26 protein-coding genes and 1 pseudogene are annotated in these 25627 nt (G+C 72.6%); 18 read left to right on the top strand and 9 right to left on the bottom strand.

Annotation, left to right across the window (positions count from 1 at the left end; translation table 11 throughout):
- Nucleotides 1-23: 23 nt before the first annotated feature.
- Nucleotides 24-920, top strand: a complete 897-nt coding sequence (locus TNCT6_RS36920; RefSeq protein WP_141367436.1) for an RNA polymerase sigma-70 factor — start codon at nucleotides 24-26, stop codon at nucleotides 918-920.
- Nucleotides 921-1027: 107 nt separating this feature from the next.
- On the opposite strand, the gene rox is transcribed toward TNCT6_RS36920, so the two are convergent.
- Nucleotides 1028-2464, bottom strand: coding sequence for a rifampin monooxygenase (gene rox, locus TNCT6_RS36915; RefSeq protein WP_141367434.1), 1437 nt, complete (start codon nucleotides 2462-2464; stop codon nucleotides 1028-1030).
- Nucleotides 2465-2833: 369 nt separating this feature from the next.
- On the opposite strand from rox, the gene TNCT6_RS36910 reads away from it, so the two are divergent.
- From TNCT6_RS36910 to TNCT6_RS36895, 4 genes are all read left to right on the top strand, one after another.
- A complete protein-coding gene (locus TNCT6_RS36910) occupies nucleotides 2834-4594 on the top strand; it encodes an MOSC and FAD-binding oxidoreductase domain-containing protein (RefSeq protein WP_141367432.1) in 1761 nt (586 codons plus the stop codon).
- Nucleotides 4595-4722: 128 nt separating this feature from the next.
- Complete coding sequence (locus TNCT6_RS36905) at nucleotides 4723-6171, top strand: hypothetical protein (protein ID WP_141367430.1); 1449 nt, start codon at nucleotides 4723-4725, stop codon at nucleotides 6169-6171.
- Nucleotides 6172-6309: 138 nt separating this feature from the next.
- On the top strand, nucleotides 6310-7602 hold the full coding sequence (locus TNCT6_RS36900; RefSeq protein WP_141367428.1) for a MoxR family ATPase: 1293 nt from the start codon (nucleotides 6310-6312) through the stop codon (nucleotides 7600-7602).
- A gap of 131 nt (nucleotides 7603-7733) precedes the next feature.
- The gene (locus TNCT6_RS36895; RefSeq protein ID WP_141367919.1) at nucleotides 7734-8978 is read left to right on the top strand and encodes a VWA-like domain-containing protein; all 1245 of its coding nucleotides are present in this window, start codon (nucleotides 7734-7736) and stop codon (nucleotides 8976-8978) included.
- Nucleotides 8979-9029: 51 nt separating this feature from the next.
- On the opposite strand, the gene TNCT6_RS36890 is transcribed toward TNCT6_RS36895, so the two are convergent.
- From TNCT6_RS36890 to cynR, 3 genes are all read right to left on the bottom strand, one after another.
- Nucleotides 9030-9953 carry a GNAT family N-acetyltransferase gene (locus tag TNCT6_RS36890; protein ID WP_141367918.1) on the bottom strand — a complete coding sequence of 308 codons (924 nt, stop codon included), beginning with the start codon at nucleotides 9951-9953 and terminating at the stop codon, nucleotides 9030-9032.
- Nucleotides 9954-10150: 197 nt separating this feature from the next.
- Nucleotides 10151-10444, bottom strand: coding sequence for an SCO4225 family membrane protein (locus TNCT6_RS36885; protein ID WP_141367426.1), 294 nt, complete (start codon nucleotides 10442-10444; stop codon nucleotides 10151-10153).
- A 230-nt stretch (nucleotides 10445-10674) separates the two neighbouring features.
- The gene (gene cynR, locus TNCT6_RS36880) at nucleotides 10675-11586 is read right to left on the bottom strand and encodes a transcriptional regulator CynR (RefSeq protein WP_141367424.1); all 912 of its coding nucleotides are present in this window, start codon (nucleotides 11584-11586) and stop codon (nucleotides 10675-10677) included.
- 124 nt (nucleotides 11587-11710) lie between these two features.
- Between cynR and TNCT6_RS36875 the strand changes: the two genes are divergently transcribed.
- From TNCT6_RS36875 to TNCT6_RS36860, 4 genes are all read left to right on the top strand, one after another.
- Nucleotides 11711-12304, top strand: coding sequence for a carbonic anhydrase (locus tag TNCT6_RS36875; RefSeq protein WP_141367422.1), 594 nt, complete (start codon nucleotides 11711-11713; stop codon nucleotides 12302-12304).
- 121 nt (nucleotides 12305-12425) lie between these two features.
- A complete protein-coding gene (gene cynS, locus TNCT6_RS36870; protein ID WP_141367420.1) occupies nucleotides 12426-12896 on the top strand; it encodes a cyanase in 471 nt (156 codons plus the stop codon).
- Between the two features lie 83 nt (nucleotides 12897-12979).
- Nucleotides 12980-13480 carry a nucleoside deaminase gene (locus TNCT6_RS36865; RefSeq protein ID WP_141367418.1) on the top strand — a complete coding sequence of 167 codons (501 nt, stop codon included), beginning with the start codon at nucleotides 12980-12982 and terminating at the stop codon, nucleotides 13478-13480.
- 9 nt (nucleotides 13481-13489) lie between these two features.
- The gene (locus TNCT6_RS36860; protein WP_141367416.1) at nucleotides 13490-14002 is read left to right on the top strand and encodes a nucleoside deaminase; all 513 of its coding nucleotides are present in this window, start codon (nucleotides 13490-13492) and stop codon (nucleotides 14000-14002) included.
- Nucleotides 14003-14109: 107 nt separating this feature from the next.
- Here TNCT6_RS36860 and TNCT6_RS36855 read toward each other — a convergent pair whose 3' ends face one another.
- Nucleotides 14110-14760, bottom strand: a complete 651-nt coding sequence (locus TNCT6_RS36855) for an ankyrin repeat domain-containing protein (RefSeq protein ID WP_141367414.1) — start codon at nucleotides 14758-14760, stop codon at nucleotides 14110-14112.
- Between the two features lie 255 nt (nucleotides 14761-15015).
- A complete protein-coding gene (locus TNCT6_RS36850; protein ID WP_141367917.1) occupies nucleotides 15016-15588 on the bottom strand; it encodes a heme-binding protein in 573 nt (190 codons plus the stop codon).
- Nucleotides 15589-15919: 331 nt separating this feature from the next.
- Between TNCT6_RS36850 and TNCT6_RS36845 the strand changes: the two genes are divergently transcribed.
- Nucleotides 15920-17242 carry a sensor histidine kinase gene (locus TNCT6_RS36845; RefSeq protein ID WP_141367413.1) on the top strand — a complete coding sequence of 441 codons (1323 nt, stop codon included), beginning with the start codon at nucleotides 15920-15922 and terminating at the stop codon, nucleotides 17240-17242.
- Complete coding sequence (locus TNCT6_RS36840) at nucleotides 17239-17928, top strand: response regulator transcription factor (RefSeq protein ID WP_253266506.1); 690 nt, start codon at nucleotides 17239-17241, stop codon at nucleotides 17926-17928. Before TNCT6_RS36845 ends, TNCT6_RS36840 begins: the two co-directional genes overlap by 4 nt.
- Before the next feature lie 60 nt (nucleotides 17929-17988).
- Here the strand turns inward: TNCT6_RS36840 and TNCT6_RS36835 are convergent, their stop codons facing one another.
- Complete coding sequence (locus TNCT6_RS36835; RefSeq protein ID WP_141367915.1) at nucleotides 17989-18420, bottom strand: SRPBCC family protein; 432 nt, start codon at nucleotides 18418-18420, stop codon at nucleotides 17989-17991.
- A gap of 95 nt (nucleotides 18421-18515) precedes the next feature.
- Complete coding sequence (locus tag TNCT6_RS36830; protein WP_373996263.1) at nucleotides 18516-18881, bottom strand: response regulator transcription factor; 366 nt, start codon at nucleotides 18879-18881, stop codon at nucleotides 18516-18518.
- A gap of 305 nt (nucleotides 18882-19186) precedes the next feature.
- Here TNCT6_RS36830 and TNCT6_RS36820 point away from each other — a divergent pair, with 305 nt between their 5' ends.
- The 4 genes from TNCT6_RS36820 to TNCT6_RS36805 all read left to right on the top strand — a co-directional run bounded on the left by TNCT6_RS36820 (nucleotide 19187) and on the right by TNCT6_RS36805 (nucleotide 22831).
- The gene (locus TNCT6_RS36820) at nucleotides 19187-20044 is read left to right on the top strand and encodes a polysaccharide deacetylase family protein (RefSeq protein WP_253266505.1); all 858 of its coding nucleotides are present in this window, start codon (nucleotides 19187-19189) and stop codon (nucleotides 20042-20044) included.
- A gap of 36 nt (nucleotides 20045-20080) precedes the next feature.
- Nucleotides 20081-21571, top strand: coding sequence for a glycosyltransferase family 39 protein (locus TNCT6_RS36815; RefSeq protein WP_141367408.1), 1491 nt, complete (start codon nucleotides 20081-20083; stop codon nucleotides 21569-21571).
- 332 nt (nucleotides 21572-21903) lie between these two features.
- On the top strand, nucleotides 21904-22392 hold the full coding sequence (locus tag TNCT6_RS36810; protein WP_141367406.1) for a hypothetical protein: 489 nt from the start codon (nucleotides 21904-21906) through the stop codon (nucleotides 22390-22392).
- Nucleotides 22331-22831, top strand: coding sequence for a DUF6083 domain-containing protein (locus tag TNCT6_RS36805; protein ID WP_141367404.1), 501 nt, complete (start codon nucleotides 22331-22333; stop codon nucleotides 22829-22831). The genes TNCT6_RS36810 and TNCT6_RS36805 overlap by 62 nt, the downstream gene beginning before the upstream one ends.
- 14 nt (nucleotides 22832-22845) lie before the next feature.
- Here TNCT6_RS36805 and TNCT6_RS36800 read toward each other — a convergent pair whose 3' ends face one another.
- Nucleotides 22846-23502: a class I SAM-dependent methyltransferase gene (locus tag TNCT6_RS36800; protein WP_141367403.1), complete on the bottom strand. Its 657-nt coding sequence runs from the start codon at nucleotides 23500-23502 to the stop codon at nucleotides 22846-22848.
- A gap of 302 nt (nucleotides 23503-23804) precedes the next feature.
- Here TNCT6_RS36800 and TNCT6_RS36795 point away from each other — a divergent pair, with 302 nt between their 5' ends.
- The 3 genes and pseudogenes from TNCT6_RS36795 to TNCT6_RS36790 all read left to right on the top strand — a co-directional run bounded on the left by TNCT6_RS36795 (nucleotide 23805) and on the right by TNCT6_RS36790 (nucleotide 25592).
- On the top strand, nucleotides 23805-24305 hold the full coding sequence (locus TNCT6_RS36795; RefSeq protein ID WP_373996262.1) for a DUF1772 domain-containing protein: 501 nt from the start codon (nucleotides 23805-23807) through the stop codon (nucleotides 24303-24305).
- Nucleotides 24306-24336: 31 nt separating this feature from the next.
- Nucleotides 24337-24473 (top strand): annotated as a pseudogene (locus TNCT6_RS41445) (alpha/beta fold hydrolase); the annotation flags it as partial.
- Nucleotides 24474-24632: 159 nt separating this feature from the next.
- Nucleotides 24633-25592: a DUF5996 family protein gene (locus TNCT6_RS36790; RefSeq protein WP_141367399.1), complete on the top strand. Its 960-nt coding sequence runs from the start codon at nucleotides 24633-24635 to the stop codon at nucleotides 25590-25592.
- Nucleotides 25593-25627: the final 35 nt, after the last annotated feature.

Raw genomic sequence — 25627 nt, 5'->3', positions numbered from 1 at the left:
TCCGTGAAGGAGAGGGTCGACGCATGAACGACCACGCCACTGACCTCGCGACCGAGGCGTTCATCGCCCACCGCAACCTGCTGTTCACCGTCGCCTACGAGATGCTCGGATCGGCTGCCGACGCCGAGGACGTCCTCCAGGAGACCTGGCTGCGGTGGGTCGAGGTCGACTTGGCGCAGGTGCGCGACCAACGCGCCTATCTGGTCCGGATCACGACCCGGCAGTCGCTCAACCGGCTGCGCACGATGAAGCGCCGCAAGGAGGCGTACGTCGGCCCCTGGCTGCCCGAGCCGCTGCTCACTGCGCCGGACGTGGCCCAGGACGTCGAACTCGCCGAGAGCGTGTCGATGGCGCTGATGCTGGTCCTCGAGACGCTGTCGCCGACGGAGCGCGCCGTCTTCGTACTGCGCGAGGTCTTCGAGGTCGGCTACGACGAGATCGCGGCGGCCGTCGACAAGAGCCCCGCGGCCGTCCGCCAGATCGCGCACCGCGCTCGCCGGCACGTGGACGCCCGCCGCCCGCGCAAGGTGGTCTCCCCCGGCGAGACCCGGGCGGCCCTGGAGTCGTTCCAGCGCGCGTTCGAGACCGGGGACCTGCAGGGACTCCTCGACGTGCTCGCCCCCGAGGTCGTCCTGATGAGCGACGGCGGCGGCGTCAAGCAGGCAGCGCTGCGGCCGGTCGTCGGCGCCGAGAAGGTGGTCCGCATGTTCGTCGGCGGTGCCGGAAAGGTCCAGGGCAGGCTCACCATCGACCCCACGCTGGTCAACGGCGGCCCGGCGCTCTTCGTACGCCTGGACGGCGAGATCGACGGCATCATGGCGGCTCGTGTCGAGGACGCCCGCATCACCGGCCTCTACTACGTCCGCAACCCGGAGAAGCTGTCCCGCGTCGAATCCGAGACGCCGCTCACCCTGCGCTGAAGTCCGGTGGGCGACAGCCACGCCAGGTGGCATCAGGCGGGGGGACGATGGCTCGGACGTCGTCCCCCCGCCTCCAAGATCAGCGCAATCGTGTCGGCGCGCGCCGCTCAACCGGCGGACGCGCCGAACCACTTGGGCAGCTGGCTGAGCAGATCCCGCTGTGCCTCACCGACCCACGCCACATGGCCGTCGGGCCGCAGCAGTACCGCGGGCGCGCCCAACTCCTCGCCGGCGTCCACGACATGATCGACCCGGTCCGCCCAACCGGCCACCGAAAGACAGCCGGTCCGGTCGAGCAGCAGCCCGCGTCCACCGTGCATCAGGTCGTAGAGGCGCCCCCGCTTCAGCCGCACGTCCCGCAGCCGCCGGCCGAGCAGTTCGTGGCCCTCACCGAAGTCGTAGCGGACCTCGACCGCGGTGATGATCCCGGTCACGTACCGGTTCACCTCCTCGAAGTCCATCAGCTTCGAGAACAGCTCCCGCAGCGCGGTCGCACCCGGATCGGTCCCCAGCAGGGTCATCTGCGCGCGGGTGTTGTCCAGCACCCGGGCGCCGACCGGGTGCCGTTCGGCGTGGTAACTGTCCAACAGCCCTTCCGGCGCCCAGCCGTTGACCTCGGCGGCCAGCTTCCAGCCCAGGTTGAACGCGTCCTGTACGCCCAGGTTGAGTCCCTGCCCGCCGGTCGGCGGGTGGATGTGCGCCGCGTCACCGGCCAGCAGTACCCGGCCCACCCGGTAGCGCTCGGCCTGCCGCGTGGCGTCGCCGAACCGGGACAGCCAGCGCGGCGAGTGCGCCCCGAAGTCGGTTCCCGCGACCGCCCGGAGCTGTCTCTTGAACTCGTCGAGGGTCGGCGCGGTCGCGCGGTCCTCGGCCACGCCGTCCGCGGGCACGCCGATGCGGTACACCCCCGCGTGCCCGTCCACATCGGGAATGGCACCGAACCGCAGTTGTGTCCTGCGGACCTCCGTGACGACGGCGGCGACCGTCGCCGGATCCTCGGTCACCTCCATGTCGCCCAGCAGGGTCTCGATCTTGGCGGGCTCGCCGGGGAAGCCGACGCCGAGCAGTTTGCGCACGGTGCTGCGGCCGCCGTCGCAGCCGACGAGGTAGCGCGAGCGCAGGTGCGTGCCGTCGGCCAGTCCGACGGTCACCGCGTCCTCGTCCTGGCTCAGCCCGACCACTTCGTGTCCGCGCCGGATCTCGGCACCGAGTTCGAGGGCGTGCTCGTTGAGCAGCCGCTCGGTGACCGGCTGCGGGACGGCGAGGCCGTACGGGTGTGCCGTGTCCAGCCGGTCCGGCCACGGCTTGTGGATGCCGCCGAAGAAACCGCCGGACCGGAACTTCTCACTGACCGCGAGGAACCGGTCCAGCAGGCCGCGCTGGTCCATCATCTCGACGCTGCGCGTGTGCAGGCCGCGCCCGCGGGACTGCCCGGTCGGCTCGGTCAGCTTCTCCAGCACGACCACGTGCACACCGTGCAGCCGCAACTCGCCGGCCAGCATCAAGCCGGTGGGTCCGCCGCCGGCCACGATCACGTCAAGCATCAAAACGCCCGTTCAAGGAGATGGGATTCCGCCGGCCGCCCGCCCCGCGCGATCCAGCGGCGCGCACACCCGCATGCCGACAAAGCGCATGCACTTCGCGAATTACTTGTTTCCGCGGATTCTGGCTTCGAGTGGAGATTCTGCGGCACGACCCGGGTCTTGCCGCAAGGCCCCTGGTGCGCTATAGGTTGAAAGTGGCAAGGAGTGGGTGCTCCTTGCCGTTGTCTTTGGCTGTGCCCTTTGCCGTCCACCACGGACGAACGCGCCCCCTGCCGGCCCAAGAACTAGGATCGATCCCAGCGCACAGATCACAGCGCCATGAGGGGCTGCTCCGGCCGCCCCGGCCGACCACCCCGCAGGAGGTCCGCGATGGCGACGCTGCTGTCCGTCAACGTGGGGATGCCCACCGACGTCTCATGGCAGGGAAGGACCGTTCACACCGGAGCCTGGAAGACCCCCGTCGAGGGTCCCCGCATGGTCCGGCGGCTCAACGTCGACGGAGACGGCCAAGGAGATCTGGCGGGGCACGGCGGCGAGATTCGTGCCGTCCTCGTCTACCAGTCGGAGTCCTACCGGTACTGGCGAAAGCAGCTCGGGCGCGACGACCTGGCCTTCGGGATGTTCGGGGAGAACTTCACCGTCGACGGACTGCCCGACGACGAAGTGCGCATCGGCGACCGGTACCGCATCGGCGAGGCCGAATTCGAGGTCACCCAGCCCCGCGTCACCTGCTACCGCGTCGGCATGCGCCTCGGCGAGCCCACCATGGCGTCCCTGCTGGTCGCCCACCACCGCCCCGGCTTCTACCTGCGCGTGCTCACCGAGGGGCACGTCCAGGCCGGCGACGAGATCACCCTCACCCGCAAGGGTCCCGAGGAACTCAGCGTCGCCGACACCGACGCGCTGCTCTACCTCCCCGACCGCGACCCCGCGAAGCTGCGCAAGGCGCTGAACATCCCCGCCCTCAGCCCCGGATGGCAGCAGTCCTTCCGCGAACTCGCCGCGGCCCAACAGCCCACACAGGAACCCGGATGGCCGGGCGAACGCGCGAGCACCCAGCAGTCCAGGCAAGAGCCGGGGTGGCCGGGCTTCAGGGCCATGCGCGTCGCCCGCATCGTCCCCGAGACCCCCGACGTCTCGTCCATCTACCTCGACAGCGCCGACGGCACACCACTGCCCGAGGCCCGCCCCGGCCAGTACCTCTCCATCCGGCTCGCCGTCGGCGACACCGTCCCCACGGTGCGCAGCTACTCCCTGTCCTCCGCGGCCACCGCCCACACCTACCGCATCAGCGTCAAGCACGAATCCTGTGGGAAGGTCAGCGGCTACATCCATGCCACGCTGCGCCCCGGGGACCTCGTGGACATCGCAAGTCCCCGAGGAACGTTCGTACTCGAAGCAGGCACCCGCCCGATCGCCCTCATCTCCGCGGGGATCGGCGCGACTCCCGTACTCGCCATGCTCCACCGGCTCGCCTCCGCGCGGGACCCGCGCCCCGTCTGGTGGATCCACACCGCGCACGACCGCGTCCACCATGCGTTCGCGGCCGAGACCCACGCCCTCCTGGCACAACTCCCCGACGCCCACGAGCACATCTACTACACCTCCGACACCCCGCCCCCGGGCGAGGGCCACATCACCCGGGGCCGCCCGACCGCCCCGGCGCTCGCGGCCCTGGACATCCCCACCGACGCGGACGCCTACCTCTGCGGGCCCACCGCCTTCATGAAGGACCTCGGCGGTTACCTGCGCGATCACGGTCTGCGCGCGGAGCGGATCCACACGGAACAGTTCAGCGCCCTTCCCGCCATCAACCCCGGCATCACGCCCACCGCCGCCGTCCGGCCGCACCAGCCGCCCGGCCCCAAGGGCACCGGCCCCCTCATCACCTTCGCCCGCAGCGGCGTCAGCACCCCGTGGTCACCGTCCCACGCCTCACTGCTCGACCTCGCCGAAGCCTGCGACATCCCCACCCGCTGGTCCTGCCGCACCGGCGTCTGCCACACCTGCGTCACCCACCTCATGGCGGGCGACGTCACCTACACCATCCCGCCCCTCGAACTCCCCGAAGCCGGCACCGTCCTCGTCTGTTGCAGCCGACCGACCACCGAAGTCGTGCTCGACCTCTAGTCATGCCCGGCGTCGCGACGCACGGGACCCACAGCGCCACCACCGAGGGAAACGGTGCCTTATGATGCTCGGATGATGAACCTCTCCTCGTACGGATTGGGGGAATCGTTCGTGCAAGGTGAGTGCTGATGGCACATCACCTCGCGAACGAGATTCCGACCCGCCTGTTGATGTGGCAGCGCGTACGTGAGTACGCCGTGCCACCGTCCATGATCGAGACCGCGACCGCACGACGTGCGGTCGGTGACTGGGCGGGGGCCTGCGCCGCCGCCCGGGTCGACGTCGACTTCGATCTGCGCGCCGTGCGCGACCGCCACGGCACCGATCTCGTCACCCGTCTCCGCGCGGATCTGGGTCGGCTGGCGCCTGATCTGCTCCGCTGGCACATGCCCCGGATCGCCCCCGATGGGCGCCTGCGGCCCGGCCTCACCATCTCCCTCGCGCATTACCGGAGTTCCGGCCGCGCGCCACTGCACCTGGTGGTGCGGACGCCACCGGCCCGGGCGGACGCCGGGCAGTGGATGTCCCTGGCCCTGTGGGAGGGGTCCGGGAACGAAGCCTCCAGGCAGCACCTTCCGCACCCGCACCCGCACCCCGACCGGCGTTTCCGGCTCGACCTGCACCGGCATCTCTGGGACTCCGGGCGGAGTGGGGAACTGGCACGGCGGTGCGGTGCATCCTCGATGACACCGCCCGGCCAACCCATCGTCCACGATTCCCCGTGGGCGGAGACTGGTTGGGCTGCCGAGGCGGAGTTGCTGTTGCGGGCCGAACGGCGCCCCCGCGGGGCCTTCACGGTGCGGCTCGGCGCGCGGAGCCGCACCGTGCTCGAACTCGTCGCCCCCGACGACAGTCACGCCCCGACGTTCCGGCCACTGCGGGAGGCGCTGCCGCCGCAGGAGGTCGCGGCGCTTCCGGTACTGCCGGAGGCGGCCGCCCGGGTCCTGCCGGATCTGGAGCTGCTGCGCGCCGGGCTGCTCGCGGCCGAGCGACTGCATCCGCTCGTCGCCGCGGTACTGGCGACGTGCGGCTCGGTACCGGTGGCCGGTGCCCGTCCCGAGCCCGGCGATCCGCACCGGGTGGAATGCCGCGGCGAGGTCCACCGGATCGCGCTGCGGGGCGGAGTGCTGACTGCCGTCGACCACGATCCGGCCCAACTGCGCCGGGAGGAGCTGCTGGTGGCGCTCGGCGGGCCCGCGCTGCCGTGCCTGCGGGCGATCGACACGGTGCACCGCAGTCCGGAGGCGCTTCCGGCGGTCCGGGAACGGCTCGGTCACGGTGACGTCGCCGGGGCGCTGGCCGTGGTCGAGGGGCTGCTCGGCCCCGCCGCGGTCCTGCGCGACGGGCCGCTCCGGGAGGAACTGGAGTCGGCCGCGGCCCGCCGCATCGACCACGGGCTCTTCCGCTCGGGGCTCTTCGCCACGCACCCCGGTGCCGGTGCGGCCGGGGACGGGAACGCCTCGGGCGTGGGACGGGCGGAGGCAGGCCATCGTCCCCGGTTCGACCGTCGTACGCCTCCCTCGATACGCCACAAGCGGAGCAGCCGGGCCCGGCCCCGCACAGGCCTGGCCCGCTGACCCGTCGCACAAGCCCAACCGCCTGCGCCAGGCGAAGTCCCCTTCCCACACCGCGCGTTGCCCGCGCACATCCCACGACACCACGACATCTCCGGGGACGGGCCGTCCCGTTCCCTCATCCCACCCCAGGTGATGCCCATGACGTCCAACACTCTTCTGCCGACATCCGCTCCCGCTCCCGCCGAAAGCGGCGTTTCCGGAACGATCGCCCAACTCGCCCTCGCCGACGACCTCCTGGCCCATCTGCGGTCGACCACCACCGAGCCGCGCCCCGACGAGCAGCTCGAAGCGCTCACCCTGGCCGTCGCGGCCGACCTGCCCGTGCTGCTCTGGGGCGAGCCGGGCATCGGCAAGACCGCGGCCCTGACACAGCTCGCCACCTCCCTCGACCTGCCGCTGACCACCGTGATCGCCAGCGTCCACGAGCCGTCCGACTTCTCCGGGCTGCCCATCGTGGGCGACGATCCGGGGGTGCGGGGGGTGCCGATGGCACCGCCCCAGTGGGCCGTCGAACTCGTGCGGGCCGGGCGGGGGTTGCTCTTCCTGGACGAACTCTCCACCGCCACCCCGGCGGTCCAGGCCGCACTGCTCCGGGTCGTCCTGGAGCGGAGGGTCGGTGCACTGCAACTGCCGCCGGGCGTACGGATCGTGGCCGCCGCCAATCCGCGCGCGTCGGCGGCGGACGGGTGGGAGCTGAGCCCACCGCTGGCCAACCGGTTCGTGCATCTGCACTGGGTGCACGACCGGGACGTGGTGGTGCGCGGGCTGGGCGGGGTCTGGCCCCGGGCGGAGCTGCCCCGCCTGATGCCGGAGCGGCTGCCGGAGGCGGTGGCCTTCGCCCGACGTGCGGTCTGCGGCTTCCTGGAGGCCCGGCCGACGCTGATCCACCGGCTGCCGAGCACCGAGACACGGCGCGGCGGTGCCTGGCCCTCGCCCCGGAGCTGGGAGGCCGCGTTGACCCTGCTGGCCTTCGGTACGGCGGCGTCCGTCTCCCGGGAGGTGCTGGCGCTTCTGGTGCGGGGCGCGGTGGGCGACGGACCCGGGCTCGAACTCCTCGCCCATCTGGACCGGATGGACCTGCCGGACCCGGAGTCGCTGCTGGCCGATCCGCCCTCCGCCGAGCTGCCGGTGCGGGGCGATCTGCGTCAGGCGGCGCTGGAGGCGGTGGTGGCCGCCGTCGGGGCGCGGCCGGAGCGGGAGCGATGGGAGGCGGGCTGGGCGGTGCTCGTGCGGGCGCTGCAGACCGGCGCCCCGGACCTGCTGGTCGCCCCGGCGACGACGCTGGCCGCGCTGCGGCGCGACGACTGGGAGGTACCGGAGGCCGTGGAGCGGCTGGCCGGGGTGGTCGGTCTCGCCCGGCGGGCGGACCGGTCGGTGGAACGGGTCGCGGCGCCGGCCGGCGCCGGGCGTGCGGCGGGGGCGAGCCGATGACGGGGGCCGCGAAGCGCCCGGCGCCGCGCCCGATGTCCCGGCCCGCGCCGCCGCGCCCCGTGCGGGCCACCGTGCCGGAGCCGCCGGCCGGCTCCGGCGGCCGGACCGGCCGGCCCGGACTCCCGCTGGACATGGAGAAGTTGCTGGCCGCCCGGCTGCACGCCGTGAAGGTCCGCCCCTACCTGGCCGCCGCACTCTTCGCGCTGCATGTGGTGGAGGACCGCTCGGTGCCGACGATGGCGGTCGACGCGCACTGGCGCTGCTACGTCTCCCCCGGCTTCGTGGCGCGCACCCCGGTGGAGGAGCTGGCGGGCGTCTGGGTGCACGAGGTCTCCCATCTCCTGCGGGACCACCACGGGCGGGGCGAGCGGTATGCGCGGGAGCACGAGGAGCACGGGCCGGGCGAGCGAAGCGGGATGGGGGTCCCCCGGGCCGAAGGCTGGGGAAGGCTGCGGCGGAACATCGCCGCCGACTTCGAGATCAACGACGACATCTACGGTGACGGTCTGCCCCTGCCCGCCGGGGCGGTGCTGCCGTCGCTGCTGGGACTGCCCGACGGACTGCTGATGGAGGAGTACCTGCGGACGGCGTCGTTGTCCGGGCTCACCGCGGACCTCGCCTGGCTGGACTGCGGCGGTGGCGCCGACGGGCAGGACCGGCCGTGGGAGCTGGGACCCGACGGAGCGCACGGACTGAGCAGGCAGCAGCGGGACGCGGTCCGCTTCCGGGTCGCGGAGGGGATCAGGGGCCGGCCCGGCAACGCGCCGGACGGGTGGCGCCGGTGGGCGGACGAGGCGTTCCATCCGCCGCAGCCGTGGCGGCAGTTGCTGGGAGCCGCGGTCCGCTCGGCGGCGGGTGCGCCGGGGGCGGGCGAGAACCACAGCTACCGGCGTCCTTCCCGGCGCTCGGCCGCCGTCCCCGGGGTGCTGCTGCCGAGCCTGCGCCGTACGCCGCCCCGGGTCTGCGTCGTGATCGACACCTCCCGGTCGGTGAGTGACGCCGAGTTGGGCAGCGCGCTGCTGGAGGTGGCGGCGATCTCACGGACGGTGGGCGGACGGCGCGATCTGGTCTCGGTGGTCTCCTGCGACGCGGCGGCGGGGATCGCCGTCCCGCTCTGCCGCGCCGAGAACATGGAACTGATCGGCGGCGGGGGAACGGATCTGCGCTCCGGTTTCGCGCGGGCGCTGCGCTCCCGGCCCCGCCCGGACGTGATCGTCGCCCTGACGGATGGCCAGACGCCGTGGCCCTCCGCGCAGCCGCCCTGCCGCACCGTCGTAGGTCTCTTTCCCCGTCCCGCCCGCGCCGTGAACGAGGAGAATCCCGCCTACGTCCCGGACGCCCCGCCGCGCTGGGCGCATGTCGTCTCCATCGGCTGAGCGAGCCGGACGAGTGGGGCGGGGGCACCCTCGTAGGTGCCCCCGCCCAGGTCAGCTCCAGGTCATGTTGATCTCGCGTTCGAAATTGACGTAGCCGGCGCGGTGGAAGGCCTGCGCCATGGGGGTGTTGCCGAGGTCGGTGGACGCCCGGATGCGGGGGACGTCCTGCTCGGCGAGCACACGGGTGCCCTCGGCGAGGATGTCGTCGATGTAGCCCTTGCCGCGATGGGCGGGCAGGACCGCGATGTAGGCGAGGATGGGGTTGTAGCCGTTGTGGGCCGGGACGACGAATCCCACCGGCTCTCCGTGGGGCAGGGTCGCGACGCGCCACCAGTCCCGCGGGCTGGTGTAGCGGGCGAGTTCGTCCTCGTAGTGCTTGACGGCCGCTTCCTGGGCGGACATCCGGGTCAGGTCGTCCCGGCCGTGTGCGTCCAGCGTCCCGTCCAGGACCGAGGTCATCAGGGCAACGAGTTCCCCGGCGTCGTGGACGGGTCGGAACGCGAGGCGGCCGCCGGGCCCGGGAACGGGCGATCCGGGACGCCATTCCAGGCGCAGTCGTTCGACGAAGAGCCGCGCGCCGGTGCGTTCCAGCACCGTCATGCGCTCCTCGACGCCTTGCCTGGTCAGCGCCTTCTCACGCCAGTCCGGCGGGATGAAGCGGCTGTACTCGGGGGGACGCGACCCGTCCGGGAGGGTGGCCGCCAACGCGGTGCTCAGAAGTCGCACCCCGGTGTCCACACGATCGGGGCCCGGGATGCCGTCGTCGAGGTCGAGGACGTCCAGGATGAGTGGTGCGTCGCCGCCTGGCCGGCTCCACGAGGCCGCCCTGGCCAGCAGGCGGTCGCCGTGCATGGCGACCCACATCCATTCCGGGCGTCGGCAGCCGGCGGCGAGGTCGTCCGCCAGTTCCTCGTTGAGGCTGTAGGGCAGTCGGCGGAAGAGGTCGAGTTCTTCGCGTCCGGTGATCGGACGCATGGTCAGGTCGTTCTGAATCACGGTCAAGGCACGCTCCGGTGAAAGCGCCCGCCCGCTCCGGGGTCAGAGATGGCCGGCACCCCGGGAGGACTCAAGCGCGGAGATGATGGCGATCATGGGCTTGTCCCTCCTTTCGCTGTCGCGGTCCCCCACCCTCGTGGTGGGGGTTCGACTGTAGCGTGCAACCGCGCCTCGACTCACCTCACTTGTTTCCCCCGCAGCACCCTCCACAGCACCCAGGCCTGGACGAGACCCCCTGCTGTCAGGAGCAGGAGGTACACCCCGCCCGTGACCGGCAGTGCGGTGATCGGGACGGAGAGGGGCAGCGCCGCCCAGATGAGCCAGACACCCGAGAACCCCGGGTCGCCGAACAGGACGAGCGCCTCGATCCAGAGTGCCAACCCGACGATGGTCGCCGCGTAGCCGCCCGCGAGCCACGCCGCGACGCGCCCTCGCTCGTAGCCGGCCGGTCCCTGCAATGCCGCCGTCATGGTGCGTCTCCTCACTGCCGTGGCGGGGTCCACCGTGGATCGCCCGCGGTCCAAGGATCACGTCGGAGGGGACGGCCCGGCCTCGGTACGCCTACTCAGTTCTGCCTGAGTACGCCGCCCTTGGGTGACAAGTGCCCGGCGGTCCGAGGTGTGCGGTCCGGGCCGGCGTCCTTCGGAGCGGGGAGCGGGTCCGCCGCTCCTGTGCTGTACGGGACACCCGGCCCGGGACGTCACTGCGGGGCGTCGGTGTAGCCGCGGGCCCGGACGAGGTCCTGGGTGAGACGGGTGAAGGCGCGGGCGGCGGCGCTCTGGTAGCTGCTGCCGCGCCGCAGCAGCGTGACGGTGCGTGCGGGCAGGGCGGGTTCGAGGGGGACGGGGCGCAGGTGCGGGTGGTCGTGGGTGATGGCGTCGGGAAGCACGGTGGCGATCGGGGTGCGCCGCACGATCTCGACGAGGGCCTGGACGGAGTCGGCCTCCACCACGATGCGGGGCTGCACCCTGTGGGTCGCGAAGTGGGCGTCGATATGGCTCCGGGTGGCGAAGTCGCCGTTCAACAGCGCGAGTTGCTTATTGCTCAGCTCGTTGACCGGTAGCGGCCGGGACGGGCCCGCCCCGGGGTCGGGGGCGCCGGTGACGAGGCTCAGGGTCTCGGTGAACAGGGTCTGCGCCACGACGCCGGGAAGGTGGGAGCCGGAGAAGGCGATGCCGAGGTCGAGGTCGTCGGCGAGCAGGGCCGACTCGATACGGTCCTGGGTCATCTCCTTGACGTCCAAGGTGATGCCGGGATGGCGGGCGTGCATGTCGGCGACCAGGGGGCCCACCAGATAGGAGGTGAAGGTCGGCGTCGCCGCCAGGCGCAGGTGGCCCCGGGTCAGGTCCTGGACGTCCTGGACGGCACGCCGTCCGGCCTCCAGGTCCCGCAGGGCGCGGCGGGCGTGGCGCGCGTACGTCTCGCCGGCGTCGGTCAGTCGCACGCTGCGGCCGCTGCGGTCGAGGAGCGGCACCCCCACGGTCCGCTCCAGTTGCCGGACCTGCTGGGAGAGCGTGGGCTGGGAGATGCGCAGGTCTTCGGCGGCGCGGGTGAAGCTGCCGTGCTCGGCCACGGCGAGCAGGTAGCGCAGGTGACGCAGTTCCAGAGCCATGGGAACGATTATAGATACGGGCAATGGGAGACATGGGTACTGCGTCTTGGACTCTATAGGACCAGGTCATGCATGGTGGATTCACCGAGTCCGGCAGGCCGGAACCCAACGAAGGGAGTGACTCATGCGCGACCTCGCCCAGGGCGTCACGCGTTTCCAGCGGGACGTCCACCCCACCAAGGCGGACCTGTTCGCCCACCTCGCCGAGAACCACACGCCGCACACGCTGTTCATCGGCTGCTCCGACGCCCGCGTCGTCCCGGAGCTGATCACGGCCAGCGAACCGGGCGAGCTGTTCGTCGTCCGCACCGCGGGCAACCTCGTCCCGTCCCACACGCCGGGCCCCGACGCCGTGGCGGCGGCCATCGAGTACGCCGTGGCCGTCCTCGGCGTGTCCGACATCGTGGTGTGCGGGCACTCCGGCTGCGGCGCCATGACGGCCCTCGCCGAGGCCCACGACCTGCGCGGGGTGCCGGCGGTCGCCCAGTGGCTGCGGCACGCGGACGCCTCCCGCGCCCGTACCGCCGGCCGCGGGGACGTCGCCGCCCTGGTGCGCCAGAACGTGCTCGCCCAGCTGGCGAACCTGGTCACCCACCCCTCGGTCGCCCGCGGTCTGACCGAAGGCGCCCTCACCCTGCACGGCTGGGTCTACGACATCGCCACCGGAGGCGTCGAGAACGTCGGCGCCGCACCGCAGGCGACCGCGTCCGCGGCCTGACGGCGGTCCGGCCCCACGGACCTCGGCCCCCCATCGCCCCGGCCTGCCACGTCGCAGTCGACCGAGTGCCCCCCAGGGTGTCCTCCACCCCCTGATCTCTGAACCCCGAAAGGAACCCCTCATGCCGCACGCCCAGTTCGACCCCACCGCCCGGCAGGCCATCGCCATCACCGCCGTCGAGGCCAAGATCCGCAAGGACCTCACCTGGCAGCAGATCGCGGACGCGGCCGGCCTGTCGGTGGCCTTCACCACCGCCGCCGTGCTCGGCCAGCACGCCCTGCCCGAGCCGGCCGCCCAGGCCGTCGGCGAGCTGCTCGGCCTGGACGCCGACGCGGTCGCACTGCTCCAGACGATCCCGACCCGGGGGTCGATCCCCGGCGGCATCCCGACGGACCCGACCATCTACCGCTTCTACGAGATGCTCCAGGTGTACGGCACCACGCTCAAGGCCCTGGTGCACGAGCAGTTCGGTGACGGCATCATCTCCGCGATCAACTTCAAGCTGGACGTGAAGAAGGTCGCCGACCCCGAGGGCGGCGAGCGTGCGGTGATCACCCTGGACGGCAAGTACCTGCCCACCAAGCCCTTCTGATCCGCCCCCATCGGAACGGCTCCGGGGCGGTGCGGGCCCGCCCGTCCGCCCCGGCTTCCTCCTCCTACGGAAGGACACCCTTGATGGACTTCGCACAGCGCACCATCAACATCGCCCGCCGCAACGTCGCCGAGGGCGGCCGCCCGTTCGCGACCGTCATCGTCAAGGACGGCGAGATCCTGGCCGAGAGCCCGAACCGGGTCGCCCAGACCAACGACCCCACGGCGCACGCCGAGATCCTCGCCATCCGCGAGGCGTGCACCAAGCTGGGCACCGAGCACCTCGTCGGCGCCACGATCTACGTGCTCGCCCAACCGTGCCCGATGTGCCTGGGGTCGCTCTACTACTGCTCACCGGACGAAGTGGTCTTCCTCACCACCCGGGACGCCTACGAGCCGCACTACGTGGACGACCGCAAGTACTTCGAACTGGACAACTTCTACGAGGAGTTCGCCAAGAACTGGGACGAGCGCCGGCTGCCGATGCGCTACGAGCCGCGCGACGCCGCGGTCGAGGTCTACCAGCTCTGGCAGGAGCACAACGGCGGCGAGCGCCGTGTCCCCGGCGCCCCCACCGTGGCCTGAGGAGCAGCCATGTCCCTCATCGAACCGAACGCCGCCGAGCTGCGGCATCTGGAGCGCGCGGTCGAGCTGGCCGCCGAGGCGGTGCGGGCCGGGGACGAGCCGTTCGGCTCGGTCCTGGTCGGTGCCGACGGGCAGGTCCTGGCGGAGGACCGCAACCGGGTGCACAGCCTGGACGACAACACCCGGCATCCGGAGTTCGAGCTGGTCCGCTGGGCCACCGCCCATCTCACCGAGCGGCAGCGCGCGGAGGCCACCGTCTTCACCTCCGGGGAGCACTGCCCGATGTGCGCGGCCGCCCACGGCTGGGCCGGCCTCGGCCGGATCGTCTACGCCCACTCGGCCGCCCAGTTGACCGACTGGCTGGCCGAACTGGGCGTACCGCCGTCTCCGGTGCGCTGCCTGCCGATCCAGGACGTCGTGCCCGGCCTGACGGTGCAGGGCCCCGTCCCGGCCCTGACCGACCGCCTCCGCGAACTGCACCGCGCCTTCCGCGTCGGCCGGCCGGGCACGGCCGCTTCCTGACAGCGGGGTTGGAGGGCGCGGCCGGGGTGTCCATGCCCGGCGCGCGTCCGGTCACCGCGCCCGCACCGCGTCCACCGCGGTGCGGGCGCGGTGACCGGCATGCCCGCTCATCGTCGCTCGGCCGTGCCGTGGTCCGGGTCCGCCTGCGCTTCGGCCTCGCGCAGCAGGGCCGCGATCCCGCGGAAGCCGCGGCGTTCCGCGTGGGCGCGGGCCGTCGTCCCGTCGGCGTCCGGCAGCAGCGGGTCGGCGCCCGCCCCGAGCAGCACCTCCACGACCTCCTGATGCGTGCGTCCGCCGTCACCGAGGATCACCGCCTCCAGCAGCGCCGTCCAGCCGAGCCGGTTGACGTGGTCGACGTCGATGCCGGTCTCGGCCAGTACGGCCCGTACGTAGGCCACGTGACCGCGCTCGCTCGCCGGGATCACCGACACCCCGCCGAACCGGTTGGTCAGTTTCAGGTCCGGCCCGCCGGGCAGCAGCGCGCGCATCATCGCCACGCTTCCGGTGACCCCGGCGACCAGCCAGGCGCTGTCCAGGCGGTCGTCCTGCGCGTTCACGTCGGCGCCCGCGTCGACCAGCACCCGGGCCGCCTCCACGTCGTCGGCGAGGGCCGCTCGCAACAGGGGCGTACGGCCCTGCTCGTCACGTGCCTCACGGTCGGCGCCGGCTGCCAGCGCTTCGCGGACGGCGGCGGCGTCGCCGTGGTGTGCGGCGTCCAGCAGGGCACGGTCGGTCGGGGAAAGCGACTTCTTGGCCACGACGGAACTCCTCCACAGGGTGGCAACGGACAACGGGACGGCGGCGGCGGCAAGGACGACAAGCAAAGCAGAGGAGCGGAAAAGGGTGGTGGGCGAGGGGCCGGGAGGGCAGGAGAAGCCGGAACCCGCGGCGCGCGGGGCGAATGCCCCCGCGCGCCGCGATGGCCGAGTGCCCACCGGTTCGGGGACGCCACTCACTCGGGTACGCCGGTCACTCGGGTACGCCGGTCACTCGGGGGGTGCTACAGCATGAGGTCAGCGCCCGTTGCTGATCGCCGCAACACCGGCCTGGGCGAACTTCTCGTCCAGGTCGCCGGACGGGGCGCCCGCGACGCCGATGCCCGCGATCGGGGCGTTGTCGTACGCGACCGGGGCGCCGCCCGCCAGGAACAGCGTGCCCGGGATGTCCTTCAGGGTCGGTGCCGAGTCCAGGCGCTTGACCAGCTCGGAGGTGGGCGCGTTCCAGGAGACCGCGGTGTACGCCTTCTTGATCGCCGAGTCGTAGGACTGGGGGCCGGCACCGTCGCCGCGCAGGGTGACGATCGTGTTGCCGTTGCGGTCCACCACCGCGACGGTCACCCGCCGGCCCTCCTTCTGGGCGGCCTTCAGCGCCGCCAGCGCGGCGTCGGCGGCGGCCTCGGCCGTGAGGTGGGTGCTGGTGGTCGTGGCCTTGGTCTTCACCGCGGCCACGGCCGCGACCGGAGCGGTGGCCGGGGTGTCGGCGGAGGCGGACACCGCTCCGACCACACCGGCACCGACCGCTGCCACGGCCGCCACGGAGGTGATGGCCTTGGCGCGGGCGGAGAACTTCTTGGCCTTGTGCTGCATCACGGATACCTCTCCAGTCATGTCACGTTCCCCGGCACCCGGACCGCCGAATCGGCCGTACCTGAGCGGGTGTCGGAGGACTCGGCGCTTCCTGCGCCGTGCCTCCACTCTCGACCGGCTCGGCACGCCGGACCGTCGACGTACCGGCTGCTTCCGGCGCGTGGAACGGCGGACGTCGGGGTCAACCGATCGGTTGACCCCCTGCCGTGCCGCCCGGGCGACAATGGCAGTGTTTTCCGAGCTCGGGACCTTTCCGCCAAGGCCGCGCCGAGGCCCGCCCGCCGCCGAGCCACAGCCATGTCCGTACGTCCCGGCCGGGGAGGAACAGCCCATGCCGTCCAGGAACCGGCCTTCCCCGGCCGGCCCGGCCACCGCCGACAACGAGTCCCGCAGGCTCGCGTTCGTCATCCACCTGGCGTTCTTCCTGCTGCTCGGCTCCGCCCTGTTCCGGTACGTCCAGCGGCACAACGCCCAGCCCCAGGTGCCGGCTGTCCTGGCCCTGGCCGGCGTCCTCGCCGTGCTGTACGTCGTCGGCCACCGCAGGGCGGTCGCCGCGGCCGGCTCGACCGCCTCAGGAACGGCGGCGGTCCCCGGGACGGATTCGCCCTCCTCCCCGGGCTCGGCCTCCGCGGGCCGCGGACGGCCTCCCCTCACCGGGCTGCTGTGGCTGGGCGCGCTCGTCGGTGTGTGGGCCGTGCTGGTCGCCCTGGCGCCCAGCTTCGCCTGGTGCGCGGTGCCGCTGTTCTACACCGCGCTGCGCACCCTGCCGACGCCCGCCGCGTACACCCTGGTGACGTTCTTCACCGCCTTCGTGGTCGTCGCGCAACTGCGGCTGGCCGACCGGCTCGACGTGGACCTGGTGATCGGTCCCCCGGCCGTCGCCGCCCTGGCGACGGCGGTCTTCACCTACATGGACCGGCAGGCGACCCGGCAGGCCGCCCTGATCCGCGACCTGGTGCGCACCCGCCGCGAACTCGCCGCCACCGAGCGCCGCGAGGGCACTCTCGCCGAGCGCCAGCGGCTGGCCATGGAGATCCACGACACCCTCGCGCAGAGCCTGTCCAGCCAGCGGATGCTCCTCCAGGCCGCCGACCGGCTGTGGGAGACCGAACCGGCGCGGGCCCGCGCCCATCTGCGCACCGCCGGGTCGATCGCCGAGAGCAGCCTGGCCGAGGCTCGCCGGTTCGTGCACGACCTGGCGCCCGCCGACCTCGCCGAGGGCGGCGGCCTGGAGTCGGCCCTGCGGGTCCTGGCCACCCGCGAGAGCACGCCCGAACTCACCGTGACCTGTGTCGTCGACGGCACACCGGGACCGTACGGGCTGCCGGACCGGGTGCAGTCCGCGCTGCTGCGCATCGCCCAGGGCGCCCTCGCCAACGTCCGGGAGCACTCCGGTGCCACCCGGGCCGCCCTCACGCTCACCCACCTGGAGGACCAGGTCCGGCTGGACATCGCCGACAACGGTCGCGGCTTCGACACCGCCGCGCTGCCGGAGCGCACCGTCGGGGTCCGCGGACACGGCCTGCCCGCGATCCGGGCCAGGGTCGGCCAGCTGGGTGGCACCCTCACCATCGAGTCCGCGCCCGGTGACGGCACCGTCGTCTCCGCGGCCGTCCCGCACCGTCCCACTACCGCGGAGGTCCCCACTCCATGAACCGGACCGAGCCCGCCGAGCCCGCCGAGCCCTCCGAGCCCGCCGAAGGCACCGAACCGGCGACCGTACGGCTCGTCCTGTGCGACGACCACGCCGTGGTCCGCGCCGGGCTGCGCGCCCTGCTCGGCAGCGCCCCGGGAATCGACGTGGTGGGCGAGGCGGACAGCGGCGCGGAGGCCGTCGCGCTCGCCGCGAAGCTGGTCCCCGACGTGGTTCTCATGGACCTGCAACTCGGCGACGGAATGGACGGAGTCGAGGCCACGCGCCGCATCACGGCCGACTCCGGCGGCTCGGTCCATGTGCTGGTCCTGACCACGTACGACACCGACGCCGACATCACCCGTGCCATCGAGGCGGGCGCCACCGGCTACCTGCTCAAGGCCGAGCGCCCCGACGAGCTGTTCACGGCCATCCACAGCGCCGCCGCCGGCCGCACCGCCCTGTCCGCTCCCGTCGCCCACCGGGTCATGACCCGCATGCGCAGCCCGCGCCCCAAACTCACCGTCCGCGAGCTCGACATACTCGGCCAGCTGGCCCGCGGGCTGACCAACCGGGACATTGCCAAGGCCCTCTTCCTGAGCGAGGCCACCGTCAAGACGCACCTGGGGCGCATCTACGACAAGCTCGGCGTCGACACCCGTGCGGGCGCCGTGGCCGTCGCCAAGGAACAGCGCCTGCTGCCCTGACGAGCACGGCGCGGGTCGCTCACGGGTCTTCCCTGAGTCTTCCTTGGATCTTCCTGCCGCTCACCGGCTGTGTTCGGCGTACTCCCGGAAGTGTTCCAGATCGCTGCGGACGAGCCGTTCGATCGCGTTGGCCTGGGCGAATCCCCTGGGGCCGCCGAAGGCCTCCCGGACGGTGTCGGGGTCGTACTCCAGCCGTGCCTGGATCCGGGTGTTTCCCTGGTCGATGGGGTGCAGGCTGAGGGAGCACTTCAGTTCCGGGTCTCCCGTGGTGTGCCACTCCATCACGCGGTCCCCGGCACGGTCGGAGACCTCGGCTTCCATCTGCCGGGCCCGCCCGCCCGCCTCGATGTCCAACTGGGCACGGCCCCCGGCCTCCGCACGGGCGTCCCGCACGCCGTCCATGAAGCGGGGATAGTTCTCCACCCGGTGAAGGCTGTCCCAGGCGCTGTCGACGGGGACTCCTACGTCGATGTGTTCTTCGAGGGTGCTCATGGCGACCTCCACGGTTCGGCTCACGACGCGCGTCCTTCTGCCTCCAGTGTGCGCCCCGCTCCGGTGGGCCGGGGTCCTGAGCAGGCGGCCGCGAGTCAGGCGCCCACCCGGACCAGGCCGCTCGCGTAGGCGAAGATGACCGCGTGGACGCGGTCCCGCAGGCCCAGCTTGGACAGCAGGCGGCCGAGGTGGGTCTTGACGGTGGTCTCGCCGAAGAAGAGACGAGCGGCGATGTCCGCGTTGCTCAGCCCCCGGGCGACCAGGGCCAGCACCTCACGCTCGCGCTCGGTCAGCCGCGACAGCCGCTCACGCTCGGCGGGGCGGGCCTCGGGCAGGACGAAGCGCTCCACAAGGCGGCGGATGACGGAGGGCGGGGCCACGCCGGGGAAGCGGACACTCTCGAAGCCGACGCCCAGGTGCTGGGGCCGCGCGGCCGTTTCACCACCTTCGCCCACTGCCACACGGCCTGGACCCCGCCCGCCCGCCGGTTCGCCTCGGAACTGCGCAGCCACTTCGCCACGGTGGAGCGCGCCCCGGTGGTGTGGCCCAATCTGCCACCGGCGTTCGTCCACCGGGCCGGTTCCGCCGGTCACCGACCGGCGGAACGCTGACGGACGCACAGTCGCATCCGGCTCCGGGTGCCCGCGGTGCACGCCCGGGCTACGCTCCCCGTATGGCTGGGCCATCGCGTCGGGATGTCTTCCGGCCCGAGCGGGCCCGGAGCCCTGCGCCGCCGGACCCTTGGCCGCCGGACGGGGATCGCCGCGTGCAACAGCGCGTGCGGAACGCGTCCGGGGCGGCGCACCGGACACGCGCGCCGACCGCACTGGTGACCGCGGCGGCGCTGGCGCTGGCCCTGTCCGGCTGCGGTGGCGGCAGCCTCGCGCCGCGGGCCAAAGCCATGACGCGGGTGTCATCGGCGAGCGGCGCGGCGGCCGGGGCCGGGACCGGACCCGCCCGGAGCCCTGGCGGGTCCGTCGACTGCCGCCGGACGAGATGCGTGGCGCTCACCTTCGACGACTCGCCGAGCGTCCGCACCCCGCGGATCCTGGACATCCTGCGCCGGTACCGCGTGCGCGCCACCTTCTTCACCCTGGGCAGGGACCACGTCGTCGCCTATCCGGGAACGGTCCGGCGGATGGCCGCGGAAGGCCACGAGGTGGAGACCCTCACCTGGTCCCACCGGATCCTCACCGGGATCGGCCCGGCCGAGGCGCGCAAGGAGATCACCCGGGGCCGCGATGCCGTGGCGAAGGTCATCGGCCGCCGGCCCGTCCTGCTGCGCCCGCCGCAGGGCCGTACGAGCCCGGCCGTCGCAGCGATCTGCCGGCGGCTCGGCATGGCGCAGGTCCTGTGGAGCGCCACCGCGTCCGACTACGAGACCACCGACTCCGCGCTCATCACCCGCCGGATCCTGGCCCGCACCGGCCCCGGCGGGATCATCCTGCTGCACGACCGGGTGGACCCCTCCAACCGGGGCTACAACGGCACGGTCGCCGCGATACCCGGCATCATCTCCGGCCTCCGCGCCGGCGGTTACACCTTCGTCACCGTCACCCGGCTCCTCTCCCCCGCCGGGCCCCGGCCCGGTGAGGTGTACCGCGACGGGCCTCTCGACCGGTGACGGCCCCCTTCAGTACGGTGAGCCAAGGGGGGTCTGATGACGTCGGAACCGGAACGCGCGCTGCCCTCGTTCGCCGCCCTTCCTGTCGTGTCGGTGGCCGTCGCCTTCGCCTCGGTGCTGACCGCGCTGTCCGGGCGGTACGGCTATCACCGCGACGAGTTGTACTTCCTCGCCGCGGGCGACCATCCCGCCTGGGGATATGTGGACCAGCCGCCGCTGACTCCGCTGGTGGCCCGCGCGGCCCGAGCCGTCTTCGGCGACACCCCGGCCGGACTGCGCGTCCCGGCGGCCCTCGCCTTCGCCTCCTACGTCGTCGTGGCGGCCCTCGTCGCACGGGAGTTGGGGTGCCGGCGGCGGGCCCAGGCGCTGGCCGCCGGGCTCGCCGGTCTGAGCGCTCAGGCGCTCGCCGTCGGGCACATGCTCTCCACCGCCACCTTCGATCTGCTCGCCTGGCTGGTGATCTGCCAGCTGGTGCTGCGGCTGCTCCGCACCGGCGACGGGCGGTGGTGGCTCGCCCTCGGCGCGGCCGTCGGCGTCGGTCTGCTGAACAAGTACCTGGTGGCGCTGCTGGTCGTCGTGCTGCTCGCGGCGATCCTGACCGTGGGTCCACGGCGGGTGCTGCGCAGCGGGTGGCTGCCGGTGGGCGCGCTGATCGCCCTGGTGGTGGCCTCGCCCGGTCTGTGGTGGCAAGCCCACCACGGCTGGCCCCAGTTGACCGTCGCCGGCGGGATCAGCCAGGACGACGGGGCGGAGAACCGGCTGTTGTTCCTGCCGCAGCAACTCGTCTATCTCTCGCCGTTCTTCGTGCCCGTGTGGGTCACCGGCTGGCTACGGCTGTGGCGTGATCCGGCGCTGCGCTGGGCCCGGGTGGCGGCGGTGGCGTATCCGCTGCTGTGTCTGCTGGTGCTGGGGCTCGGCGGCAAGGGGTACTACGCGGTCCCGCTGCTCGTGGTGCTGCTCGTGGCGGGCTGCGAGCCGCTGGCCGACCGGCTGCGATCCCGGTCGCGCGCCCTGCTGCTGGCGGGCGCCGTGGCGGTGACTGCGGTGATCAACGCGATGGTGACGCTGCCGGTGCTGCCGCCGAGCGCGCTCGGAGTCCCGCTGGCGATGAACAAGGAGCAGGGCGAGCAGATCGGCTGGCAGGCCCTGGCGGACACGGTCAGCGAGGCATGGTCCGCCGTACCGGCCGAGGACCGTGCGCGTACCGTGGTCTTCACGCAGAACTACGGCGAGGCAGGCGCGTTGGACCGCTACGGCCCCGAACGCGGCCTGCCCCGGCCCTACTCGGGGCACATGAGCTACGCCGACTGGCGCCGGCCACCGGACACCGCGAACGGCCCCGTACTCCTCGTACGGCAGCAAAACGCTTCCGGCATCGAGCAGTTCTTCACCGACTGCCGCCCGGTCGCCCGGGTCGACAACCGGCACGGCGTGCCCAACGAGGAACAGCACGCCACGGTCGCCCTGTGCTCGGGGACGACAGCGCCGTGGTCGAGACTGTGGCTGTCTCTGCGCCACTCCTACTGAGCCACTGCCGAGTCCGGGTCCGGGCACCTCAGTTCCCGGCGACGGGCAGTGCCACCGTGATGGACAGGCCTCGCCTGGGGCCCGGCTCGGCGGCCAGGTCGGCGTCGTGCACCGCGGCGAGGGCGACACCGTCAGCCGCGGCGAGTCCGTGTACAGCGTGGACGACCGGAAGGTGCCGCTGCTGTACGGCTCCATTCCGCTGTACCGCACGCTCCGTGTGGGCAGTGAGCGCAAGGACGTGGCGATGCTGGAGAGGAACCTGGCCAGGCTCTGCCACACCGGCTTCACCGTGGGCGACGAGTACACGGCCGCCACCGCCGAGCCGTCCGGGCATGGCAGGACGGCCTCGGCCGCGAGCGGACCGGAACCGTGGCCCCGGCGAAGCCGTGGTCGCCCCCGGTGCCCGGCGCGTCGCCGGGGTCACGGCCGCGATCGGCACCACGCCCACGGGCGAGATCCTGACCTGGAACGGCACCGCACGGATCGCCGCCGTCGACCTCGACGTGCAGTACGAGGACCTCGTCGACGACGGTACGAAGGCCACCGTGCGACTGCCCGACGGCACTTCGGTGGAGGCCACCGTCACCGAGGTCGGCACCGCCGCCACCGCCGCGTCCGGGAGCGACGGCGGGGGCCGGGGCTCCGGCGGCTCCCCGAAGGCCAGGTCACTGGCCGCGCCCGCGTGCCCCGCCCGTTCGCCCCCTTTGCGACCGGAGCGCGCCCTACCCCGCTCCCATCCCCTGCCGCACGCTCGGAACCATGGGGGATCCGGATCCACACGAAGCGGCCTTCACCCCGTTGGGCGGGCCCGTCGGCCGTGATGGCACCGCGCCACAACTCACCGGCAGCCGGCCGTGGGAGAAGGTCGACCGTGCCCAGGCCGCCCGCGACGGCGCCACGGGGCCCGAGCCGCCCGCTCGGCCTCTGTGCCCGCACTGTGGTCTGGTGGGAGAACGTCGCCCCACGTACACCGGGTACCACGTCCTGCTCGAACCCCGGCACATCGTGCCCGCCCACCTGGTTCCCGGCGGCCACCGCTGGCACGTCGACACCGACGGCACCGCGTGGAACGGCGGCCTGGAGGAACCCTCACCCGGCAGCACCTGCCGCATCCCCCATCAACTGGCGTGCCCCGGCCTGACTCTGGACGAGATCGAACCGTGGCGGTGGCTGGCCTCGGTCCGCGAGGAGAACGCGCGACGGGCCCGGCAGAAGGCCGATCTCTCAGGCTGTCCCGGGCGCCTGCCCGACACCGGATGAGCGGCGGCGCACGTTCAGTGCTCTTCCTCGCGGGGGCGCTGGGCCGTGCCGAGGATGTGGGTGGCGGGCGGCAGGGGGATACGGGTTTCGGGGAAGGCGAACCTCTCCGCCTCGGTGAGAGTGAACCCGGCCGCGATGATGGCCGACCGGGTGTCGCGGCCGGTGTGGCAGCCTCCGCACAGCAGGGGCCAGAAGGTCGCGTCCACGGCGCGCTGGACGCGGCGCATCCCCGGTGTGTCTGCCTGGACGTGCTCCAGGAACCGCAGGTGGCCTCCGGGCCGCAGGACGCGGTGGATCTCGGCCAGTGCCGCCGCCTGGTCTGCCACCGAGCACAGGGTGAGGCATACGACGGCCGCGTCGAACGAGGCGTCGGGCACCGGCAGTTGCTCGGCCCGGCCGTCCGCGACCTCCACCTCCGCGGGCACGGTGCGGGCCGTTTCCGCGGCCAGGGCACGCAGCCGGGGCTCCGGCTCGATGGCCAGGACGCGTCTCACCTCGGCTGGATAGTGCGGGAAGTTGAGTCCATGGCCCGCGCCGATCTCGATGACCCGGCCGGACAGACCCGCCACCAGGCGCTTCCGGTACCGCGTGATGCCGGCCCTCTCCAGGCCGGGGCCGGCGACACGGGCGTAGAAGCGGGCGAAGACGGGGTGGCTGACCTGTGGGGCCATGGCGGATCACCGGATTCGTGTCAGGGGCGGTGCCTGGTGGTCGTCGCGAGCATGTGTTCCGACCCAGCACACCACACAAGCGACCTGCTGACGCTTGTCACAGGCACCCCCTAGAGTGATCCGCCTATTGATCTGATGGTGTGCTGAAACGGGGGAAGGGTGGGCAGGAACCGGCGGATCGGAGCGTTCGAGCGGCGGGCATGCCGCACAGCGCTTCAAACGGAGTGGGAGCTGAGCGTCAAACGGAATCCGGTCGGCATCGGCACCGGTGTCGGCACCGGTCACCTACACGAGGAGATGACGTGAGTGCACTCGCCACCCCTTCCCTGCTGGCGGCCACCCTGGCCACAGGCCTGATGGCCGGTCTGTTCGAGGGCTTCGCCTACGCCGTCATGCCCGGTCTGCGCCGCGGTGACGACCGCACGTTCGTCACCGCGATGCAGCAGATCAACAAGGCGATCCTCAACGGATGGTTCATGACGTGCTTCCTGGGGGCGATCCTCGCGCTCGCACTCGCCGCCGTCGCACAGTGGTCCGGCGGCGATCGCGGGGTCTTCGTGTTCGTCATCGCCGCGCTGGCGCTGTATCTGGCGATGTTCGTCATCACCGCGGCGGTCAACGTCCCCCTCAACGACGAGCTGGCCGCCGCCGGCCAACCGGACCGCATCGACGACCTCGCCGCTGTAAGGGAGCGCTTCGAGCCCGGCTGGGTCGCCTGGAACATCGTCCGCGCCGTGACCTCCACGGGCGCGTTCGGTTGCCTGGCCTGGGCTCTCGTCCTGCACGGCCGCTCCACCCACTGAGGCGATCGACGGGGGATCCGCGCGGCTTGGTGCCGCGTACGTCGCCGATGTCACGCCGTTGCCGACCGGCTGCCGTTGCGACAGCCGGTACTGCCCGGCCAGTCCCTGGGCGGGCACACGGCCGTGCTCACCGCCGCCGCGCATCCCGACCGGGTCCGCGCGCTCGTACCCGGGACTTCCTCGACGATCTCGCGCCCGTCAGGCCATGACTCTCGACGTCGAGAGGGGTCTTGCCGAGATGCCACACCTGCCCGGCGTGGCCATCATGGTCATCCAGGCCCCGGTCCGGTGGTCAGGAGCGTCGGCCGCACAAGAAGGGTGATGACCATGGAGCTGTTTCCGCCGATCCCCCTCGCCGAGTGGCGCGACACCAAAGAGACGCTCCATCGCTTCGCGCAGATCGTCGGCAAGGTCCGCCTCGCCGCCGGCACCCGACGCAACCACTGGTGGAACGTCCCGTTCCACCTCACGGGGCGCGGTATCACGACGCGCCCGATGGGACAGGTCGACGGCAACCCCATCTTCACGATGGACTTCGACTTCGTCGCGCATCGGCTGGTCGTCTCGACGCTGGACGGGCGGGAGATCTCCTTCCCGCTCGTCGGCCGGTCCGTGGCGTCGTTCCACGACGCGGTCATGGACTCGCTGGCCGCGCTGGGCATCCGGGTGCGGCTCAACGAGCCCACGCCCTTCGACCTGCCCGACTCCGGCCGGCCGTTCGCCGAGGACACCGAGCACGCGACGTATGATCCCGCGCAGGCCAACCGCTACTGGCGAGTGCTCAGTCAGGTGGCGTCGGTGCTGGAGGAATTCGCCGCGGGGTACTCGGGGAAGGTGAGCCCGGTGCACCACTTCTGGCACACCTTCGACATCGCGCACACCCGGTTCTCCGACCGTCGCATCGAGCAGCCCCGGCAGGTGGACCCGGTCACCCGGGAGGCGTACTCCCGGGAGGTGATCAGCTTCGGCTTCTGGTTCGGCGACGACGCCTTCCCCGCGCCCGCGTTCTACTCCTACACCGCTCCCGAGCCGGCGCACCTGGCCGAGGAGCCGCTCCGGCCCGCGGCGGCGCACTGGGTCGCCCGCATCGACAGCCACCTGGCCGTACTGCCGTACGACGAGGTCCGCACCGAGAACGACCCGTGTGCCGCCGTGCTCGCCTTCTACGAGAGCGCGTACCGGGCCGGCGCCCGGCGCGCCCGATGGCCGATCGACTCGCTCGCTTGCCCGGGCGGGGTGACGGACCCGCAACTGCGGGCCCAGACGCCCCGCCCCGTCTCCGGCTGAGGCGCAGCGGCGGTCGCGCGCCGCACGTCGGCGGG

Origin of the sequence: Streptomyces sp. 6-11-2, assembly GCF_006540305.1 — a bacterium.
Lineage (GTDB): Bacteria > Actinomycetota > Actinomycetes > Streptomycetales > Streptomycetaceae > Streptomyces.
This window is presented reverse-complemented; position numbering and strand designations above follow the sequence as displayed.

Excerpts from the sequence above, each read along its gene's own strand:
- TNCT6_RS36920 (WP_141367436.1), top strand. The coding sequence starts at position 24 with ATGAACGACCACGCCACTGACCTCGCGACCGAGGCGTTCATCGCCCAC.
- rox (WP_141367434.1), bottom strand. The coding sequence starts at position 2,464 with ATGCTTGACGTGATCGTGGCCGGCGGCGGACCCACCGGCTTGATGCTG.
- TNCT6_RS36910 (WP_141367432.1), top strand. The coding sequence starts at position 2,834 with ATGGCGACGCTGCTGTCCGTCAACGTGGGGATGCCCACCGACGTCTCA.
- TNCT6_RS36905 (WP_141367430.1), top strand. The coding sequence starts at position 4,723 with ATGGCACATCACCTCGCGAACGAGATTCCGACCCGCCTGTTGATGTGG.
- TNCT6_RS36900 (WP_141367428.1), top strand. The coding sequence starts at position 6,310 with ATGACGTCCAACACTCTTCTGCCGACATCCGCTCCCGCTCCCGCCGAA.
- TNCT6_RS36895 (WP_141367919.1), top strand. The coding sequence starts at position 7,734 with ATGGAGAAGTTGCTGGCCGCCCGGCTGCACGCCGTGAAGGTCCGCCCC.
- TNCT6_RS36890 (WP_141367918.1), bottom strand. The coding sequence starts at position 9,953 with ATGCGTCCGATCACCGGACGCGAAGAACTCGACCTCTTCCGCCGACTG.
- TNCT6_RS36885 (WP_141367426.1), bottom strand. The coding sequence starts at position 10,444 with ATGACGGCGGCATTGCAGGGACCGGCCGGCTACGAGCGAGGGCGCGTC.
- cynR (WP_141367424.1), bottom strand. The coding sequence starts at position 11,586 with ATGGCTCTGGAACTGCGTCACCTGCGCTACCTGCTCGCCGTGGCCGAG.
- TNCT6_RS36875 (WP_141367422.1), top strand. The coding sequence starts at position 11,711 with ATGCGCGACCTCGCCCAGGGCGTCACGCGTTTCCAGCGGGACGTCCAC.
- cynS (WP_141367420.1), top strand. The coding sequence starts at position 12,426 with ATGCCGCACGCCCAGTTCGACCCCACCGCCCGGCAGGCCATCGCCATC.
- TNCT6_RS36865 (WP_141367418.1), top strand. The coding sequence starts at position 12,980 with ATGGACTTCGCACAGCGCACCATCAACATCGCCCGCCGCAACGTCGCC.
- TNCT6_RS36860 (WP_141367416.1), top strand. The coding sequence starts at position 13,490 with ATGTCCCTCATCGAACCGAACGCCGCCGAGCTGCGGCATCTGGAGCGC.
- TNCT6_RS36850 (WP_141367917.1), bottom strand. The coding sequence starts at position 15,588 with ATGCAGCACAAGGCCAAGAAGTTCTCCGCCCGCGCCAAGGCCATCACC.
- TNCT6_RS36845 (WP_141367413.1), top strand. The coding sequence starts at position 15,920 with ATGCCGTCCAGGAACCGGCCTTCCCCGGCCGGCCCGGCCACCGCCGAC.
- TNCT6_RS36840 (WP_253266506.1), top strand. The coding sequence starts at position 17,239 with ATGAACCGGACCGAGCCCGCCGAGCCCGCCGAGCCCTCCGAGCCCGCC.
- TNCT6_RS36835 (WP_141367915.1), bottom strand. The coding sequence starts at position 18,420 with ATGAGCACCCTCGAAGAACACATCGACGTAGGAGTCCCCGTCGACAGC.
- TNCT6_RS36815 (WP_141367408.1), top strand. The coding sequence starts at position 20,081 with ATGACGTCGGAACCGGAACGCGCGCTGCCCTCGTTCGCCGCCCTTCCT.
- TNCT6_RS36810 (WP_141367406.1), top strand. The coding sequence starts at position 21,904 with ATGGCAGGACGGCCTCGGCCGCGAGCGGACCGGAACCGTGGCCCCGGC.
- TNCT6_RS36805 (WP_141367404.1), top strand. The coding sequence starts at position 22,331 with ATGGGGGATCCGGATCCACACGAAGCGGCCTTCACCCCGTTGGGCGGG.
- TNCT6_RS36800 (WP_141367403.1), bottom strand. The coding sequence starts at position 23,502 with ATGGCCCCACAGGTCAGCCACCCCGTCTTCGCCCGCTTCTACGCCCGT.
- TNCT6_RS36790 (WP_141367399.1), top strand. The coding sequence starts at position 24,633 with ATGGAGCTGTTTCCGCCGATCCCCCTCGCCGAGTGGCGCGACACCAAA.